This is a genomic window from Paraburkholderia sp. CNPSo 3274, from assembly GCF_024206475.1.
GTDB lineage: Bacteria > Pseudomonadota > Gammaproteobacteria > Burkholderiales > Burkholderiaceae > Paraburkholderia.
Window position 1 is genome coordinate 51278 of sequence record NZ_JAMBPR010000047.1, and the last position, 16515, is coordinate 67792.

At 64.3% G+C, this 16515-nt stretch carries 16 protein-coding genes and 1 pseudogene; 4 read left to right on the forward strand and 13 right to left on the reverse strand.

Features of this window, described 5'->3' with window-relative positions; translation table 11 throughout:
- Window positions 1-34 precede the first annotated feature (34 nt).
- Window positions 35-1462, forward strand: a complete 1428-nt coding sequence (locus tag M3I54_RS28150; protein WP_254341937.1) for a cytosine permease — start codon at window positions 35-37, stop codon at window positions 1460-1462.
- An 11-nt stretch (window positions 1463-1473) separates the two neighbouring features.
- Here the strand turns inward: M3I54_RS28150 and M3I54_RS28155 are convergent, their stop codons facing one another.
- Window positions 1474-2580 (reverse strand): porin, encoded by a 1107-nt coding sequence (locus M3I54_RS28155; protein WP_254341938.1) that lies wholly within the window; start codon window positions 2578-2580, stop codon window positions 1474-1476.
- A 112-nt stretch (window positions 2581-2692) separates the two neighbouring features.
- Complete coding sequence (locus M3I54_RS28160; RefSeq protein ID WP_254341939.1) at window positions 2693-3472, reverse strand: cyclase family protein; 780 nt, start codon at window positions 3470-3472, stop codon at window positions 2693-2695.
- A gap of 245 nt (window positions 3473-3717) precedes the next feature.
- Between M3I54_RS28160 and M3I54_RS28165 the strand changes: the two genes are divergently transcribed.
- Window positions 3718-4167 (forward strand): MarR family winged helix-turn-helix transcriptional regulator, encoded by a 450-nt coding sequence (locus M3I54_RS28165; RefSeq protein WP_254341940.1) that lies wholly within the window; start codon window positions 3718-3720, stop codon window positions 4165-4167.
- Between the two features lie 22 nt (window positions 4168-4189).
- Here M3I54_RS28165 and M3I54_RS28170 read toward each other — a convergent pair whose 3' ends face one another.
- The 6 genes from M3I54_RS28170 to M3I54_RS28195 form a co-directional block, all read right to left on the reverse strand.
- Window positions 4190-4402, reverse strand: a complete 213-nt coding sequence (locus M3I54_RS28170; protein WP_254341941.1) for a hypothetical protein — start codon at window positions 4400-4402, stop codon at window positions 4190-4192.
- Window positions 4403-4447: 45 nt separating this feature from the next.
- Window positions 4448-4879, reverse strand: a complete 432-nt coding sequence (locus M3I54_RS28175; RefSeq protein WP_254341942.1) for a thioesterase family protein — start codon at window positions 4877-4879, stop codon at window positions 4448-4450.
- 31 nt (window positions 4880-4910) lie between these two features.
- Complete coding sequence (locus tag M3I54_RS28180; RefSeq protein WP_254341943.1) at window positions 4911-6401, reverse strand: indolepyruvate oxidoreductase subunit beta family protein; 1491 nt, start codon at window positions 6399-6401, stop codon at window positions 4911-4913.
- A gap of 15 nt (window positions 6402-6416) precedes the next feature.
- Window positions 6417-8615, reverse strand: a complete 2199-nt coding sequence (locus M3I54_RS28185) for an indolepyruvate ferredoxin oxidoreductase subunit alpha (protein WP_254341944.1) — start codon at window positions 8613-8615, stop codon at window positions 6417-6419.
- A 266-nt stretch (window positions 8616-8881) separates the two neighbouring features.
- On the reverse strand, window positions 8882-9430 hold the full coding sequence (locus M3I54_RS28190) for a flavin reductase family protein (RefSeq protein ID WP_254341945.1): 549 nt from the start codon (window positions 9428-9430) through the stop codon (window positions 8882-8884).
- Window positions 9408-10523 (reverse strand): LLM class flavin-dependent oxidoreductase, encoded by a 1116-nt coding sequence (locus M3I54_RS28195; protein WP_254341946.1) that lies wholly within the window; start codon window positions 10521-10523, stop codon window positions 9408-9410. The genes M3I54_RS28190 and M3I54_RS28195 overlap by 23 nt, the downstream gene beginning before the upstream one ends.
- 106 nt (window positions 10524-10629) lie before the next feature.
- On the opposite strand from M3I54_RS28195, the gene M3I54_RS28200 reads away from it, so the two are divergent.
- Window positions 10630-11181 carry a winged helix DNA-binding protein gene (locus M3I54_RS28200; RefSeq protein ID WP_254341947.1) on the forward strand — a complete coding sequence of 184 codons (552 nt, stop codon included), beginning with the start codon at window positions 10630-10632 and terminating at the stop codon, window positions 11179-11181.
- Between the two features lie 383 nt (window positions 11182-11564).
- A complete protein-coding gene (locus M3I54_RS28205; protein WP_254341948.1) occupies window positions 11565-12029 on the forward strand; it encodes a cupin domain-containing protein in 465 nt (154 codons plus the stop codon).
- A gap of 39 nt (window positions 12030-12068) precedes the next feature.
- Here the strand turns inward: M3I54_RS28205 and hutG are convergent, their stop codons facing one another.
- The 5 genes and pseudogenes from hutG to M3I54_RS28230 all read right to left on the reverse strand — a co-directional run.
- Window positions 12069-12878, reverse strand: a complete 810-nt coding sequence (hutG, locus tag M3I54_RS28210; protein ID WP_254341949.1) for an N-formylglutamate deformylase — start codon at window positions 12876-12878, stop codon at window positions 12069-12071.
- Window positions 12879-12920: 42 nt separating this feature from the next.
- Window positions 12921-14339, reverse strand: a complete 1419-nt coding sequence (locus tag M3I54_RS28215; protein WP_254341950.1) for a formimidoylglutamate deiminase — start codon at window positions 14337-14339, stop codon at window positions 12921-12923.
- Window positions 14340-14354: 15 nt separating this feature from the next.
- Complete coding sequence (gene hutI / locus M3I54_RS28220) at window positions 14355-15587, reverse strand: imidazolonepropionase (protein ID WP_254341951.1); 1233 nt, start codon at window positions 15585-15587, stop codon at window positions 14355-14357.
- A complete protein-coding gene (locus M3I54_RS28225; RefSeq protein ID WP_254341952.1) occupies window positions 15587-16276 on the reverse strand; it encodes a HutD family protein in 690 nt (229 codons plus the stop codon). The genes hutI and M3I54_RS28225 overlap by 1 nt, the downstream gene beginning before the upstream one ends.
- Window positions 16273-16515 (reverse strand): annotated as a pseudogene (locus M3I54_RS28230) (urocanate hydratase); the annotation flags it as partial. The gene M3I54_RS28225 and the pseudogene M3I54_RS28230, both read right to left, overlap by 4 nt.

A 16515-nucleotide genomic window follows, 5' to 3' on the forward strand; every position in this document is an offset into this window, starting at 1 on the left:
GCACTCACCCCAACGTTCGGAGCCGTCCGTGGCCATGCCTGAATCCGTCGCCAACCTCGAAACCGATGGCCGCAAGATCCTGGAAACGCGCTCGATCGATTACATTCCCGACGCGGAACGCCACGGCAGCCTCTTCAGCCAGTTCACGCTCTGGCTTTCCGCCAACCTGCAGGTCACGGCGATCATTACCGGCGCGTTGGCCGTCGTGCTTGGCGGCGACGTCTTCTGGTCGTTGATCGCGCTATTGGCGGGACAACTCATCGGCGGCACGGTCATGGCGCTGCACGGCGCGCAAGGCCCGCAACTCGGCCTGCCGCAGATGATTTCCAGTCGCGTGCAGTTCGGCGTCTACGGTGCGGCCATACCGATCGTGCTCGTTTGCATCATGTATGTCGGCTTTTCCGCGAGCGGCACGGTGCTCGCCGGCCAGGCCACGGCGCAATTGCTCAACGTTTCCGATACTTCGGGCATCTGTCTTTTCGCGGCGCTCATCGTCGTGCTGACGCTGCTCGGCTATCGCTCGATTCACTTCGTCGGCCGCATTGCCAGCGTGATCGGTGTACTCGCGTTCGTGTTCATGTTCGCGCAGCTCTTCACACACCACGACGTCGGCGCGCTGCTGGCAAACCGCCACTTCTCGATCGCCAGCTTCCTGCTTTCCATGTCGCTTTCGGCTTCGTGGCAGATCGCATTCGGCCCCTACGTTGCCGACTATTCGCGCTATCTGCCGCGCTCGACTTCGCCCGTGCGCACGTTCCTCGCCGTCGGGCTCGGCTCGGTGATCGGGGCGCAGGCAGCGATGGTGTTCGGCGTGTTTGCGGCCGCGCTCGCGGGCCACGCGTTCGCGCACCATGAGGTGGCGTATATCGTGAGCCTTGGCGCGAGCGGCGCGGTCGCCGCGATGCTTTATTTCAGCATCGCCTTCGGCAAGCTCACCGTCACCACGCTGAACGCCTACGGCAGCTTCATGTCGATGGCGACAATCGTGAGCGCGTTTCGCGCGAAGCGCGCGATCTCCACACGCCACCGTTTCGTCTACATCATCGGCATGGTGGGCATCTCGACGCTCGTCGCGCTCGCGGGCCGTCACTCGTTTCTCAAGGAATTCACGGCGTTCATCCTGTTTCTGCTCGCGTTCTTCACACCGTGGAGCGCGATCAACCTGGTGGACTTCTACTGCTTCACGCGCTCGCGTTACGACGTGCCCGCGCTCTCGAACCCCGATGGCCGTTACGGCCGCTGGAACGCCAAAGCTATCGGCATCTACTTGCTCGGCGTGCTCGTACAAATGCCGTTCATCTCGACGAGCTTCTATACGGGCCCCTTCGTCGACGCACTCGGCGGCACCGACATCTCGTGGATTCTCGGCCTGATCGTGCCGGGCGCGCTCTACTACGTGACCATGCGCCTCACGCCGGCGGTCATTCCGGAACGCCTGATCCTGCCGGTCGAGCAGGAGTAACGATGGCTCGATCAGAATTTCGTCTGGATGCCTACCCGCCCCACAAACTGATGATTGCTGCTTGACGGACCAAACGTGCCGCAGATGGCCGCGTTCGCCCCCTCGTTCGCGATCTGGAATGAGGTTTCCGCATAGACCATCGCGCGCTTGGAGAGGCTGTACTGCGCCACGGCATTCACCTGGTGTGCGTGGTTATTGTCGACGCCCGCGTTGCCCCACATATACATGTAGTTGGCGCCGAGCCCGAAGGCCGGCGTCACGCGGTACGTACTGCCCGCCTCCACCATCTCGACGCCCGCTCCGTTGTGGGTGTTGTGCGTGTTGGTATAGAGCAGCGTGAGCAGCGCGTCGCCCAGCGCATAGCGTGCGCCAGCGCCCCAGTTGCGGATGCTGTCGCCTTCGAGCACGGCGTATTTCACGTTCGTATAGGCGGCGCCCACGGCGAGCGGCCCCCGCGCATAGCTCACGCCATAGCTCGACGCGCTGTTCTGGCTGAAGTCGCCCGCGGCGCCGCCAAATGCATATAGGCCGCCAAACTTCAGGCCGCTATAGTCGGCCGACGTGTACTTCACCGAGTTCGAGATCGCCTCGGCGCCGTTCATATGGTCGAAGTCGTAGGCCTCGTTCGGCGGCGAATCCGGCAAGGCGAGACCGGCAAACGGGCCGTCGCGGAAATTGTAGAGGCCGCCCACGTAGAGCGCGGAATCCGCGCCCACCTCGGAGAGCAGCGTGTCGACCATGAAGTCCTGCTGACGGCCCATCGTCAGGCTGCCATAGCGGTCGCTCGACAGCCCCACCCATGCCTCGCGGGCGAACAAACCGCCGCTCGTGATCGAGCTATTGCTGGGCGAGGCGATGATCGAGCCGTTGCCCAGCGAAAACTGGTTGACGAGCCGAAACTTTGCCTTCAATCCGCCGCCCAGATCTTCCGTGCCCTGAAAGCCGAAAAGATTGGGCACGGCAATGCCGTCCGCCATTTGCCAATTCGACTTGCCACCCTGATTGCTGATGTACGACACGCCCGCATCGAGCAGGCCGAAGATGCTGACGCTGCTCTGCGCATGCGCAAGCGGGGCTGCAAGGCCGATGGCTGCAGCAAGCGCGTATGTTTTCTTCATTGACGATCTCCACCCTCAAATTTGATTCGTAATACGTAATAATCAATGCACGATCTCGCTTCGGCGATTTGGCAAGATGCGCTCCGCTACGTTGCGGAGCGCACACCGCCGCTTATTCCTGCACGAGTGCGAGTACGCGCAGCGGGCTGCCCGATCCCCCCTGGATCTTCAGCGGCGCGGCCACGATGACCGCCCCCGTGGCCGGCAGTTGATCGAGATTTTTCAGGCACTGCAGGCCATAGCGGTTCGAGCCGTGCATCAGCGTGTGGCACGGATACGGCACGGGCCACGCGTAAGACTGCCCCGCATCGGTATTGATCGTCTCGACACCAAAGCCGTGAACCTTCCGCTCGTGTATGAGCCATTCCACCGCCTCCTGCGTCGGGCCGGGCGTGTGTGCGCCGTCCTCACGCAGGTTCAGGAAGGCGGCGGAATCTGTGCGCTTCGACCAGTCCGAACGCAGGAGAACCCACGCGCCAGCCGGAATGCGGCCGTGCTTCGTCTCCCACGCTTCGAGAAATGCGACGCTCAACAGCCAGTCCGGATTCGCGGAGACCTCCGCGCTTGCATCGAGTACAACAGCCGGCGCAACGAAGTTTTTCACGTCGATGGTGTCCACGGAATTCCGCGCGTGATCTTTACCCGTCACCCAGTGCACAGGCGCGTCGAAGTGCGTGCCGGTATGTTCGCCGCACGAGAAGTTGTTCCAGTACCAACCCGGACCTTGTTCGTCGTACTGACTAATCCTTTCCATCTTGAACGCCCAGACCTGGCCGAACTGCGGCGGCAGTTGCAGGGCCGGGAATTCCGGCGACAGCGTTTGCGTCAGGTCCACGACGCGCACGCGGCCGCTCGCCAGATCGATGGTCAGTTGCTCCAGACTGCTCGTCATGTTGTGCTCCGTTCCTGGTTCAATCGTCAATGAATGCGCTGCGGTTCGCCGTGGCGCGTGTCACGCCCTGCCGGGTTGCCGTTTGCATCTGATTATCTTTAGGTCCAAATCAATCCATAATCATGATTAACCCTTTTCCCTTTCCGCCTGTGCCTTTGAAGGGGGCGGATGCGCCAGCATGGTATGTTTGCGTTTCAACGGCACAGCCCGATTGCAGCCCTATCGATTGCAGGCGTTTTCCACGTATGAGTCATTCTCCCGTCAGCGGTTTTGTCGATAACTACACGCCTGCGCTGCTCGCGCAAGTCAGTCAGCTGATCTCCGGCGAGTTCCATGTGATCGTCCAGGCGGCCGGCTTCGAAGTGTCCGACTGGCGCGTGCTGTCCACGCTCTCAGAGGGCAAGGCGATCAGCATTGGCCAGCTCGCCCAGGTCTCCGTCACGAAGCAGCCCACCGTCACGCGCCTGCTCGATCGCATGGAAGCACAGGGCTACGTGAAGCGCATCCCGCATGAAACCGACCGCCGCATTACACTCGTACGCATCACGCCGCAAGGTCAAAAGCTCGTTTCCGCACTCATCAAGCAGGCCAGAGCGCACGAAGAGCGCGTGCTGGCGCCGCTCGGCAACGCGAAGGCCGAAGAACTCAAGGCCACCTTGCGTCTGCTCCTCGATCTGCATCGGCCGCCGGCCTGATCCGCGCACAGCGGGTTCAGCTTCATGCGGCTTTCGGCCTGCGCATCCTGAACTTCGCCGCCTCGCCAATCTCGAAGTAGTCGGCCGGACCGCCGCCGCGCATGATCGGGCGTGCGACCGTCGTCGCATAGCCCTCCTCGCCTGACAACGCGCGGGCAATGTGCACGCCGACAAACTCGCCGGTCACTATCCAGGCGTCGAGCGCGCTGCCGTCCGCGCGGCGCAGCGGCTTCACATCGCAGACCTTTGTGCACCGTGTCTTGAAGCCGACGCTCGTTGTTCAGTCCTTGTGCGACGCTGCGGCCTGCTCGATTGCGGCGCGCAGTGCTTCGGGAATCGCGATCGACTCGTGTGTGTCGAGCGAAGTCGTCACGATGGTCTGACGCGCCGCCATGCGCACCACGCCATCCTCGCCCGTGCAGGCCCACGCGAGCGTGAGCGACTTTCCCCCGATGCGCTCGACGTCGAGCGACAGCCGGACCTCTTCGCCCATCTTGCTGATCGCCTTGAAATCCACTTCCAGATGCACGGTCGGCATGCCCACGCGGCGCGCGCCGATCACACCGTGGTAGCCCTCGGGCAACAGCTCGTCGATCCACGATTCAATCAGGTCGTTGAACAGCACGAAATACTGCGGATAAAACACAATGCCGGCGGGATCGCACTCGGAAAAATGGATCTTGTGTTTGCGTTCGAATGTGTGTTGGGTCATGCCTTTGGCTCCATCCATGCTCGTTGGCCGCTCAAGCCAGTGCGTGACGCACGAGCGCCGCGTTCAACTTGTGGCCGTGCTCGTCGGCCAGCGCTGCATCGCGCAGCTCGCGCAATGTCGCCGGCGCGAGTCGCGCGCCGGCCTTCTGTACCGCCGCCATGAGCGTCTGGTAGTTCTTCAGTCCGCGTGCGTGCGTATCGCTATAGCCCTTCACGAGCCGCTGGCATTGCGCGACTTCGGTGGCGAGCGCCGGATTGAGTTTTGCAGTCCCGACAATCTGAACCAGCCACGCTTCGATACGCGCATTTTCCAGTTCGTAGCGCAGCGTGCGGCGGCGCATACCGCGCAGGCTCGCGACGGCATAGAGCATCAGATAGCCCCTCAGCGAACTGGTCTTGACGACGCGCCCCGACTGCGTGCAACGCCGCACGAGCCGATGGACCCAATGCGGCCGTGCGAGCCAGCGACCGAAACCGGCGGGCAGCGTCTCGCAGATTTCCTCGATGCGCGGATGCATGAATTCGTTGATCGCCAACAGCTGGTCCGTCTGCGCCTGCACTTCGCTGCGCACGCGCTCGAAACGCGCGCCGCGCGTCTTCAGGTCCGCGACGCGTATCGTGTCTTCATACGACATCCAGAGCGCGAGGTAACGCGCGCTCTCGCGCAACAGCACGGTCTCAGTGGCCGGCAAAGCAGCGCGCAGCATGGCGAGACGGTCCAGATACAGGCTCGCATAGGCGGGGTCCTGATAGTCGATCAGGCGACGTACGCCTTCGAGTACGATCGACTGAACCGCAGTCGGCAATTCCTTCCGTGTGCGCTCGACGAGCCGAGCCACCACGGCATCGCGCGGCGCGGGCTTGAGGTCGACCGGCGCGCTCGCCGTCTCGGCGGCTTCCTGCGCGCCTGCGCGGTCGAAGGCAAGCCCAAACGCGCGCAGGCTCGGCTTCACGCCCACGCCGCCGCGCTCGATCGTCTCTTCGAACTGGCGGCGGCTGAATGGGAGCACGCCGGTGCCCGCCAGCGCGCCGAACAGCACGGCGCTGATCACGCTGCCGCTCGCTTGCGCGGCCTCGGCCATGTCGAAGCGCACGTATCGCTTCGCGGCCCGGCTCGCGTGCGCGATCAGCGCTTCGCTATCTACGCGGCCGTCGCCCATCGCGGCCTTTTCGGCAATCGAGTAGACGCGATGCGTGGAAGAGACGAGCGTCGTGCGCTCCGGAGTCACGAGGCCGCGCTGCACCGCACGCCCCGCTTCCATCAGCTCCGAGGCGAGCACCACGTCCACATCGCCTGGCAATGGCATCAGTGCGAGCACGGGTGCACGGCTTTCGCCTGATTCGAGCGGGAACAACTCGACGTAGTAAATCGTGGCGCCAGTGCGCTGTGCAACACCCGGAACCGAGGTGGTCTGGGCGCGGTAGCCGTTGTGTTCGCCAAGGTCGACGATCCAGTCGGCCAGCACGCCGCCGCCCTCGCCGCCCATGGCGAGAATCGCGATCTTGATCGGTTGTGCTTTCATCGTGTATTTCCTGAATCAGAATGCATAGCGCGCGCGGCGCTGTGCCCCACGGCGTTGCAGCCAGCCGATCACCGTGTCTCGTGCGCGCTGGCGCAGTTTGTCCATACGGGTAGGATTGCTGACGATCTGCGCACGATAGAAAGATGGGCACAGTACCGCCGCATGCGAGACCTCGCCGCACAGACCGCAGCCCACGCAACTGTCGAGCACGCTCGCCACCGGATCGGTGCGCAGCGGGTCGGGGTTGGGCTTGATCGACAGCGAAGGGCACCCCGAGAGGCGAATACACGAATGATCGCCCGTGCACGTATCGGAATCGACGCCGAAGCGCTCGCGCACCACGCGCTCGCCAGCTGCAATCGCCTTGCGCTGCTTCGGCTTCTCGCGGCGCTGCTTGTTGAGCATGCACTCGCTTTGCGCGATCAGCACTTTCGGGCCTTTCGTGGCCGTCGTGAGCGCTTCCTTGAGCGTGGCTTTCATGGCTTTCAGGTCATAGGTGCGGCGCACTGTCTTGACCCATTTCACGCCAACACCGCGCACCGCTTCTTCGATCTCGTGTCCCGTGCTGCGCGTCGGGTTGAGCGCCGTCGAGGAGAGGATGTCCTGGCCGCCCGTCGCCGACGTGTAGCTGTTATCGACGACGACGGTCAGGTTGTCGCTCTTGTTGAATACCGCGTTGGCGATGCCGCTCGTAAGGCCGTTGTGCCAGAAACCGCCATCGCCCATGATCGAAATCGCGCGCTTGGCCGCGGGCGCGTTCAGCGCAGCCGCGCTCGCGCTGCCGAGGCCGTAGCCCATCGTCGTCGCGCCGAGATTGAACGGCGGCAGAATCGAGAACAGGTGGCAACCGATGTCGGCGCTCACGTGATGCGGGCCGATCTCGCGCTCCAGCAGTTTCATCGCCGTGAAGATCGGCCGCTCGGGACAGCCCGTGCAAAAGCCAGGTGGCCGCGCGTGCACGTGGTCATCGAGCACGGGCAATGCATCGGCGACGGGCTGCGCGGCTTCTGTCACGCTCCGCGTTGCGGGAGACGCCGGCACGGCCAGCACCGAAATCACCTTGCGCGGCGCAGGCTGGGGCTGGAGCACGCCGTATCGCTCGAAGAAAGTGCGCAAGCCCTTTACCACGGTCGCCGTGTTGTACTCGCCCGCAAGCGGCAGGATGTCCTTGCCGTGCAGCGCCGCCTGCACGCCGCACTGGCGAAGAATCGCACCCGCGTTCTGTTCAACGAAGTTCGGCTGCCCCTCTTCGATCACGAGCACCGCGCGCTTGTCCGCGCAAAAGCGCTCCCATTCGGAGTCGATGAGTGGGTACGCGACGTTCATGACGTAAAGCGGAATCGGCGATTCGCCATAGACGTCGGCGAGACCCAGCCGTTCGAGCGCGCGCAACACGGTGTTGTAGCTGCCGCCCTGTACCGCGATGCCGATATCGTGGGCGTCGTCTCCGAAGAATTCGTTGAGCCCGCGCGACTCGATGAATTTCACGGCAGCCGGCCAGCGCTCATGGATCTTCTCGCGCTCGTGCAGGAAGCTCGCGGGCGGCAGCACGATTCGGTTGACGTCGCGTGCTGGATTTTCGAGGGCGTCCTTGATGGTGAACGCTGAACGTTTGTTGTCCGAAGCAACGAACTGGCCGTGTACGTGGCATGCGCGAATGCGCAATTGCAGCATGACCGGCGTGTTGCTCGCCTCGGAAAGATCGAAGCCATCCTTGACCGCCTGCACGATGCAGGGCAGATTCGGGCGCGGATCGAGCAGCCAGATCTGCGACTTCATCGCGAAGGCGTGACTGCGCTCCTGCATGATCGACGAGCCTTCGCCATAGTCCTCGCCGACGATGATCAGCGCGCCACCCGTCACGCCGCCCGAGGCGAGATTGGCCAGCGCGTCCGATGCCACGTTGGTGCCTACCGTCGCCTTGAACGTGACCGCGCCGCGCAGCGGATAGTTGACCGAGGCGGCGAGCGAGGCGGCTGCCGTTGCTTCGCTCGCGCTGTTCTCGAAACGGATGCCGTGGTCGCTGAGGATGTCCTGGGCGTCGGCCAGCACGTCCATGAGGTGCGAGATCGGCGCGCCCTGATAGCCGGCCACATAGGCCACGCCCGACTCCAGCAGCGCCTTGGTCACGGCGAGAATGCCCTCGCCGCTGAATACCTCGCCTGCGCCGAGGCGCAGCTTCTTCACTTCCTCGACAAACGACCGCTCTGCCATGACCGTCCCTTTACGTAATCTTCCTGTGGCGCACGACGCGTCATCGTCATGCACGAGGCAAGTTTATTTTAGATCTAAATAATTCCAAAATCATAGTTAACCCTGCAAATCGGCCCTTCTGCAATCGCACACAACGGGCCGCGCGGGCGCCGGACGGCAAACGTGGTGGCGAGCCGACCCACCGCGCTTGCGCGTTCAACATGATCAGGAATCGCACGGCAGGACGGCTCGCGCAGCGCCCGCGCACTATCGTGCTGCCGGAAGCCTCAGCGTGCTGCTGCGAGCGGCCCGGCAAGCGCCGTGTATTGTCCTTGCCAGTAGACGAGCGGGCTTGGCGCGGACTCATCGCGCGCGAGTGCGCGCACGCGACCGATGATGAGGATATGCCCGTGACGCACGAGCATTTCCTCCACCTCGCAGTCCATGGCGACGACGCTGTCGCCGAGGAGCGGAGCACCGTCCGGCGTCATCTGCACCCACTCGTCGTCGCCGTAGCGCGCGGCGCCCTGCTCGCCGCGAAAGCCGGTGAAACGCTCGGCAATCGCGCGATGCTCCGCGCGCAGCAGGTTCACGCCGAAGCGTCGCGTTCGCGCCAGCAATCCCGCCGACGAACTCGTCGCCTTGAGCGACGCTACCACCATGGGCGGCTCCGCCGAAAACGAGGACACCGAGGTCGCCGTAAAGCCGCTGCGCTCGTCGCCGTCCGCGACCGTCACGACGCAAACCGCGCCGGCGAACCCGCGCATGGCCTGCACGAAGCGCCTGGAGAGCGGCGTGGCGTCGTTCGTGTCGTCAGGCCGCACGGCGCGTCTCACGCGGGCTGCGCAACCCGTGTGCCTCCAGGATGGGCAGCACCGTGTCGCGAAAGTACGGGAACTCCTGCACATAGTCCACGAACGACAGCGTCGTGCCTTTGAATCCGGCTTCCGCGAGCGAAATCAGACCCGCTGCGACCTGCTGCGGCGTGCCGACGAGCGGGTAGCCGCCGTGTCCCGCCGCCATGCGGTCGCGGATCAGCGCCAGCAGGTCGTGCGGGAACGAGTGCGCATTCGCGAACTGCAGCGCCACGAGGTTGTCGACCGCGCCCCAGTCTGCGTTCTCCTGCGCGAAGTACTGTAGATACTGACGCGCCTCCTCCTCGGTTGGGCGGCAGACCACGTGCGAGAACGTCAGCACGTTCACCGCCTTGTTCGCTGATGCGGCTTTCTGCTTGAGTTCGGCGACTTCCGTACGCGAACGCTCGAGATCGATCGCCGGCGTGAACAGGAAGTTCGCATTGCCGATTGCGAAAGCGCGTCCCTCGCCCGAGCCCGCTGCGTTCAGGATAGGCGGACGCTCGCCGTTCCACGGACGCGGCAGGCCATACACATTCTTGAGCTGGAAATTCTCGCCTTCCCAGTTGAACGGGCCTTCGTGGGTCCAGATCTTCTGCACCACATCGAACCACTCCTGCGCATACGCATAGCGCTTGTCGTGGCCAGCCGCGAGCGGCAGCCCGAGCGCTTCGTATTCGGGGCGGTTCCAGCCCGCCACGATGTTCAGGCCGGCGCGGCCCGCGCCGATCTGGTCGAGCGTGGCGATCTGCTTGGCCACGACCACGGGATGGTTGGCTGCCGTGTGGACGGTCGCGAAGACCGTGAGGTCGCGCGTCTTCGCGAGCAGACCGGCCGCCCACGTCATCGTTTCCAGCACCGAGCCGTGGAAATCCGTCTCGCCGCCATAGCCGATCCAGCGCGCAATGGGCAGCATGAAATCGATGCCGGCTTCGTCGAGCATCACCGCGAGTTTCTCGTTGTTCTCCCAGGAGTTCTCCCAGCGCTCGCCGATCTTCGTCACCGACATCCCGCCCGAGCAGTTCGTCGCGAATGTGCCGAGAATGAAATCCCTGGTGTCCAGAATTCGTCTCATATCAATCCTGTCGCAGTAAAATTTGTCTACACGATGGGCTGCCTCGCGGCGGCCCCGCCTTTCCCACCCCAGTCGACGGCACAGGCCGCAACCGCGCGATTCCGCAATGACCGAAAAATCACGCAGAACCCCGAAAAACACCGCCAGGTCCGAACATCGCTGGCACCTCGCGACGGACGACTTCAGCGTCGAGATCACCGACCTCGAATACGCCGTCATGCGGCTCGATCAGTCGTTTTCGCGCTGGCAGTCCGAATGCATGGCCGCCGTCACCGGTGCCACGCTGAGCGGACAGGAAAACGCACTGATGCACGTCATTTACATGCACGAACGGCCCAAGACCATTCGCGACCTTCTGCATATGACCAACCGGCAAGACGTAGCTAATATGCAGTACGAACTACGTAAGCTGATCAAGTCCGGACTCGTAGAAAAAAACGGCACGGCGCGCACCGGCGTCTACTACTCGACCACACCGGAAGGCGCACGCGTGTGCGAAGACTACGCAGCGCTACGCCGCGCCGTGCTGCTCAAGATGGCCGAGGCGACTTCGGGCGTCCAGTCCGCTGCCGCCGCTGCCACGGCCTGCCTCGAACAGATGGAGCGCGTATACGAAAGTGCCACGCGTGAGGTCGCGACTTTCCATCGGCGGCGCTAACCCAGCGCCTGAGTTGCCATCCCGCTTACGCGGCACGCCTGCTCTTCTCGATCCAGACCTTTCAAATAAATTTTCACATTGAAAATCTATTTGATTAAATCGTAGAGCAGCCGATTTTCGACCGCAACCGATTTCGGCTAGGGGAAAACACCATTCGGTGGAGGGACGGGGAGGAGAAGCGTGTGACGGCGCTTTCATAACGCCAGGACACGAGTGTTGGCGCGCGGCCGAGGCGACTATTCGGGGCATGCGCCGCCGAGTGGATGGACTCCGGTGTTGCCCTGGTTGCGAACTGCCTGCTCGACGGCGCGACAATCCAGCACGACAGGTCACTTCAGCGCGCTGTACGTCGATGGTCCCACTCAAGCCAAAAGGAAAAGAAGATGCGTCAATCCATCTATCTGGCGGCGTTGCCCGTCGCCTTTGTTGCCGGCATGTTTGCATCCCATGTGGGTACGCCAGCACGAGCGCAAACGTCAGATGTGCCGTTGACGGCGCAGATCGTCGACCTGGCGGCCATGACCGACGCCGATCTCGGCCCACAGATTCCGAACATGGGCACCCTGCGCTCGAAGGGTCTGGTCGTCACGCCGAGTGGGACCGTTGCAGTGCAGACCGGTAACGTACCCAAGCATACGCATAGGGGTTCTGACGAGATCCAGTACGTGATTTCGGGAAGCGGCACTTTCTGGCTCGGAAACGAGCAGCGTCAGATTCACCCTGGCGACCTGATCATCATCCCGAAGGGGACGGTGCATGCGGGATCCGAGCCAACCAGCGGCGAATTCAAAGTCCTTTCTATCAAGCTGCCGCCGCAAGCGCCAGGCGATATGCAAATGGTTCCCTGACGTACCGTCGAGCCCAGCCTTGACGGTCGCCGGGAAATCTCACGCCGCAGTCGCGTTCATCGCCTCAACGGCTTCAAGCGCGCCGCCCACCATCCCGCGCAGCACGGGCTGGACTTTCTCCGCGAGCGCGGGCACGTAATCGAACGGCGCCGTTTCGTTCATATAAACGGACTGGCACATCTCCAGCTGGATCGCATGCACGCCGTCCTGCGGCGCGCCGAAATGGCGCGTGATGTAGCCGCCCTTGAAGCGTCCGTTCGCGATCCACGTATAGCCGCTTGCTGCCGCCGCGCGTTCCGCGCGCGCCTGCACCGCCGCATTCACCGTACGCCCATCCTGGGTGCCGATGTTCAGACCCGGCAGCTTGCTCTCGAACAGGCGCGGCAGCACGCTTGCGATCGAATGCGCCTCCCACAGCAGCACATTTGCGTGCGTCGAGCGCAGGCGCTTGAGTTCAGCGGCGAGCGTGTCGTGATACGGCTGCCAGAACGTCTGCACGCGACGCTGGCGCGCCGACGCGTCGGGGACGCAGCCTTCGCGGTAGATGGGCTCGCCGCGAAACGTTTCGGTTGGACACAGCGACGTGGTGGTCTGGCCGGGATAGAGGCTCTCGTCGTTCGGCGGCCGGTTCAGGTCGATCACATAGCGCGAAACGCGCGCGCCGAGCACGGTCGCGCCCAGCTCCTTCGCAAACGCGTAAAGGCGATCGAGATGCCAGTCCGTATCGGCGACGCTCAGGGCCACGTCCGTGTACTCGCCGTGCATCGCAGCGGGAATGTGCGTGCCCAAATGAGGGATCGAAATGATGAGCGGCGCGGTGCCGCGCTCCAGTGAAAAGATATCGGTCATGGAATGTAGTCTCGTGAGCAGAGCGTGCGTTCAGGCCCGCGTTCAATCATCAGCCAGCAGCCCGGCAAGCGCCGCGCGATAGTCGGCGTAAAGGCGCGCTTCGTCGCGATGGCGGCGCGCTTCCACCACTTTGACGCCGCCGGTATAGACGTCGAGCACCGGCGTTTCGCCATGCTCGCAGAAGACAACCGACGAGAGCCACGTGAGCGGCTTTTGTTCGGCCAGGTTCGGATGCTGCGCGTCGAGCACGATCCAGTCGGCGCGCGCGCCTTCCTTCAATGCGCCGACCTTGCGCCCTGTAGCGCTAGCGCCGCCGGCAAGCGCTGCGTCGAACAGCCGGTCGGCAACTTGTGCCTGATGCGTCGCGGCCAACACATTGCGCTCGCGCCGTACGAGCCGCTGACCGTATTCGAGCAAGCGAAGCTCTGCGCGCCAGTCCACGCCGATATGACTGTCCGAGCCCACGCCGAACGCGCCGCCCGCATCGAGATACTCGCGCGTGGGGAAAATACCATCGCCGAGATTCGCTTCGGTCGTGAGGCACAGGCCCGCAATCGCACCGCTCTGTGCGAGCGCGGCGGTCTCCCGCGCGTCGATATGCGTGGCATGGACGAGGCACCAGCGCGCGTTCACGTCGAACCGGTCGAGGAGCCATTGCACCGGCCGCGCGCCTTCTGTCGCCATACAGGCCTCGACCTCGGCCGTCTGCTCGGCGATGTGGATATGCACGGGCGCACCCGGAAGCTTGCGGTCCAGGCCTTCCAGCAGCGCGCGCAACGAGTCGTGCGAAACGGCGCGCAGCGAATGTGGCGCTACGCCGTAGCGCAACGCGCCGTGCTCGGGCTGCCACGCACGCAACGCCTCGACGATGCCGAGCAACTGTTCCGGTGTGTTGATGAAGCGGCGCTGATCGTCGCGCGGCGCTTGCGCGCCGAAGCCGCTGTATTGATAGAGCACGGGCAGCATCGTCATGCCGATGCCGGTCACGCTCGCTGCGTCCACCACGCGTTGCGCCAGTTCGGCGGGGCTCGCATACCGCTGGCCATCCTTGCCGTGATGCACGTAGTGGAATTCGCACACGGAGGTGTAGCCCGCTTTCAACATCTCGACGTAGAGCCAGCGCGCAATCGCCCCGAGATCGTCGGGCGTGATGCGCGCGGCGAAGCGGTACATGAGGTCGCGCCAGCTCCAGAAGCTGTCGGTGCGGTTCGCGCGATATTCGGTGAGGCCAGCCATGGCGCGCTGAAACGCATGCGAATGAAGATTAGGCATGCCAGGCGTGATCGGGCCCGGCGCCCGCGCGACGCCTTGAGGCGCTTGCGCCAGATCGGGCGTCACGGTGCGCAGCGTTCCCGCAGCGTCCCATTCGAGCAGCACGTTGCGGCGCCAGCCGTCGGGCAACCAGGCGTGCCCGGCGAAGAGCGCGCGCGAAGTCGGATTCGTTTCGATGGTGTGATTCATGCGTGAAAATAGCGCTCAAACGCGACGCTCAAATGCGCGACGCTCAAAGACAGTCTCGCCGCCGCGCACCACTCGTGCGCAGAGCGGACGGCCGATCCAGTAAGCCAGTTCCGCAAGCGACTGCACCGTCCACACGGCAAAGTCCGCGGGACGACCAGCCGCGAGCGTGCCATGACGCCCGGCGTCGCCGAAAGCCTGCGCGGCATGCCGCGTCACGCCCTGCAACACCTCGGGCACGGTCATGCGGAACAGCGTGGTCGCCATGTTCATCATGAGCAGCAACGAGGTGGCAGGCGACGTGCCCGGATTGCTGTCGGTCGAAATGGCGATCGGCACCTCGTAGCGCCGCAGCAGGTCGAGCGGCGGAAGCTGCGTTTCGCGGATGAAGTAGTACGCGCCCGGCAGCAGCACCGCCACGGTGCCCGCGTCCTTCATGGCGGCGACGCCCGCTTCGTCGAGAAACTCCAGATGGTCGGCGGACAGCGCGCCGTAGCGCGCCGCGAGCGCCGCGCCGCCGCTATTGGAAAGCTGCTCGGCGTGCATTTTGACTGCGAGCTTGCGCCGCGCGGCCGCCTCGAACACGCGCTCGCTCTGCGCGAGCGAAAAGCCGATCCGTTCGCAGAACACATCGACGGCGTCCACGAGCCCCTCGTCGGCGAGCGCGGGAAGCATGCGTTCGCACACCTCGTCGATATAGTCGTCGGCACGGCCCACGAACTCGGGCGGCAACGCATGTGCGCCGAGAAACGTCGTACGCACCGTGACCGGATAGCGCTCGCCAAGCTGACGCGCGACGCGCAGCATCTTGCGCTCGCTCGCCAGATCGAGGCCGTAGCCCGATTTGATCTCGACAGCCGTTACGCCTTCGGCAAGCAACGCTTCGAGGCGCGTTGCCGACTGAGCGAACAGCGAGGCTTCGTCGGCCGCACGCGTGGCGCGCACCGTCGATACGATGCCGCCGCCCTGCCGCGCGATTTCTTCGTAGCTCACGCCCGCAAGGCGCTGCGCGAATTCATCGGCGCGCTGTCCGCCGTAGACGAGGTGCGTGTGGCAATCCACGAGACCGGGCGTGACCCAGGCGCCGCCCAGATCCTCACACGGCCACTCGGTAAATTGCGTGGGCAATTCTGCAGCGGCGCCGAGCCACGCGATCTTGCCGTCTTCCACGGCAATCGTCGCGTTCTCGACGACGTGGCCCGGATCGCCATGCGGGCACAGGTTGAGGTTTTGCCAGAGAGTGCGGTTCATCAGGTGTGCACAGCATCGCGCGATGCCGCTTCCGTAGTGTCTTGCCGTGGCGCGTCCAGCACATCCAGCGCCACGGCGAGCAAGGCGCCCGCGCCGCGCGTTTCGATGTGCAAGGGGCATTGCGCGTCGAGCGTATCGATGCGCAGCGTATCGCCCGCTTCGAGGCGCACGTGGCGTTCGCCATCCACGCGCACATCCTTCGCGCCTTGCGCACAGTAGAGCAATACCGTTTGCGCATGCATGCTGCGCCGCTCGTCTGCGCGCCACACTTCGAGCGTTCCGCGCGCTGCATCGCGGCGCACCATCAGATTGAAGTCGCGCGTGGCGCCGTTCACGAGGCGCGCCTCGATCGCGGCTTCTCCCGCGAAATGCGCGACGTCCAGGGGCTGCGTGAGCACATGCGTGCGATCCGCTTCGTCGAGCAGCATGCCCGCGCCTTCGAGCAGCACCAACGTCCGATCCACGCCCTCGAAACGCGAGAACGGCCCCGCTTGCGCGACATCGGCCACGCTAACGCGCCACGCGAACGCGTCGAGTGACGCGCCGGCACGCGATGCCACGTGCGCCACCGCGATTTCGCGCGTGACGCCGCCGCCGTTCTTCCAGGGCGACGCCACGAGCGCCGCGCCACGCAGCAGCGTGAGCCTGGCGGCCTGCACTGCACCGCCTACCGCTTTCGCGCCGCTCATCGGCCGAGCATCGGCAGCTTGAGGCCCGCCTCGCGCGCCGTTTCCTGCGCGAGTTCATAGCCAGCGTCCGCGTGGCGCATCACGCCCGTCGCCGGATCGTTGTGCAGCACGCGGCCAAGACGCTCATGCGCCGCCTGCGTGCCGTCCGCCACGATCACCACGCCCGAGTGCTGCGAAAAGCCCATGCCCACACCGCCGCCATGGTGCAGCGAGACCCACGACGCGCCGCCCGCCGTGTT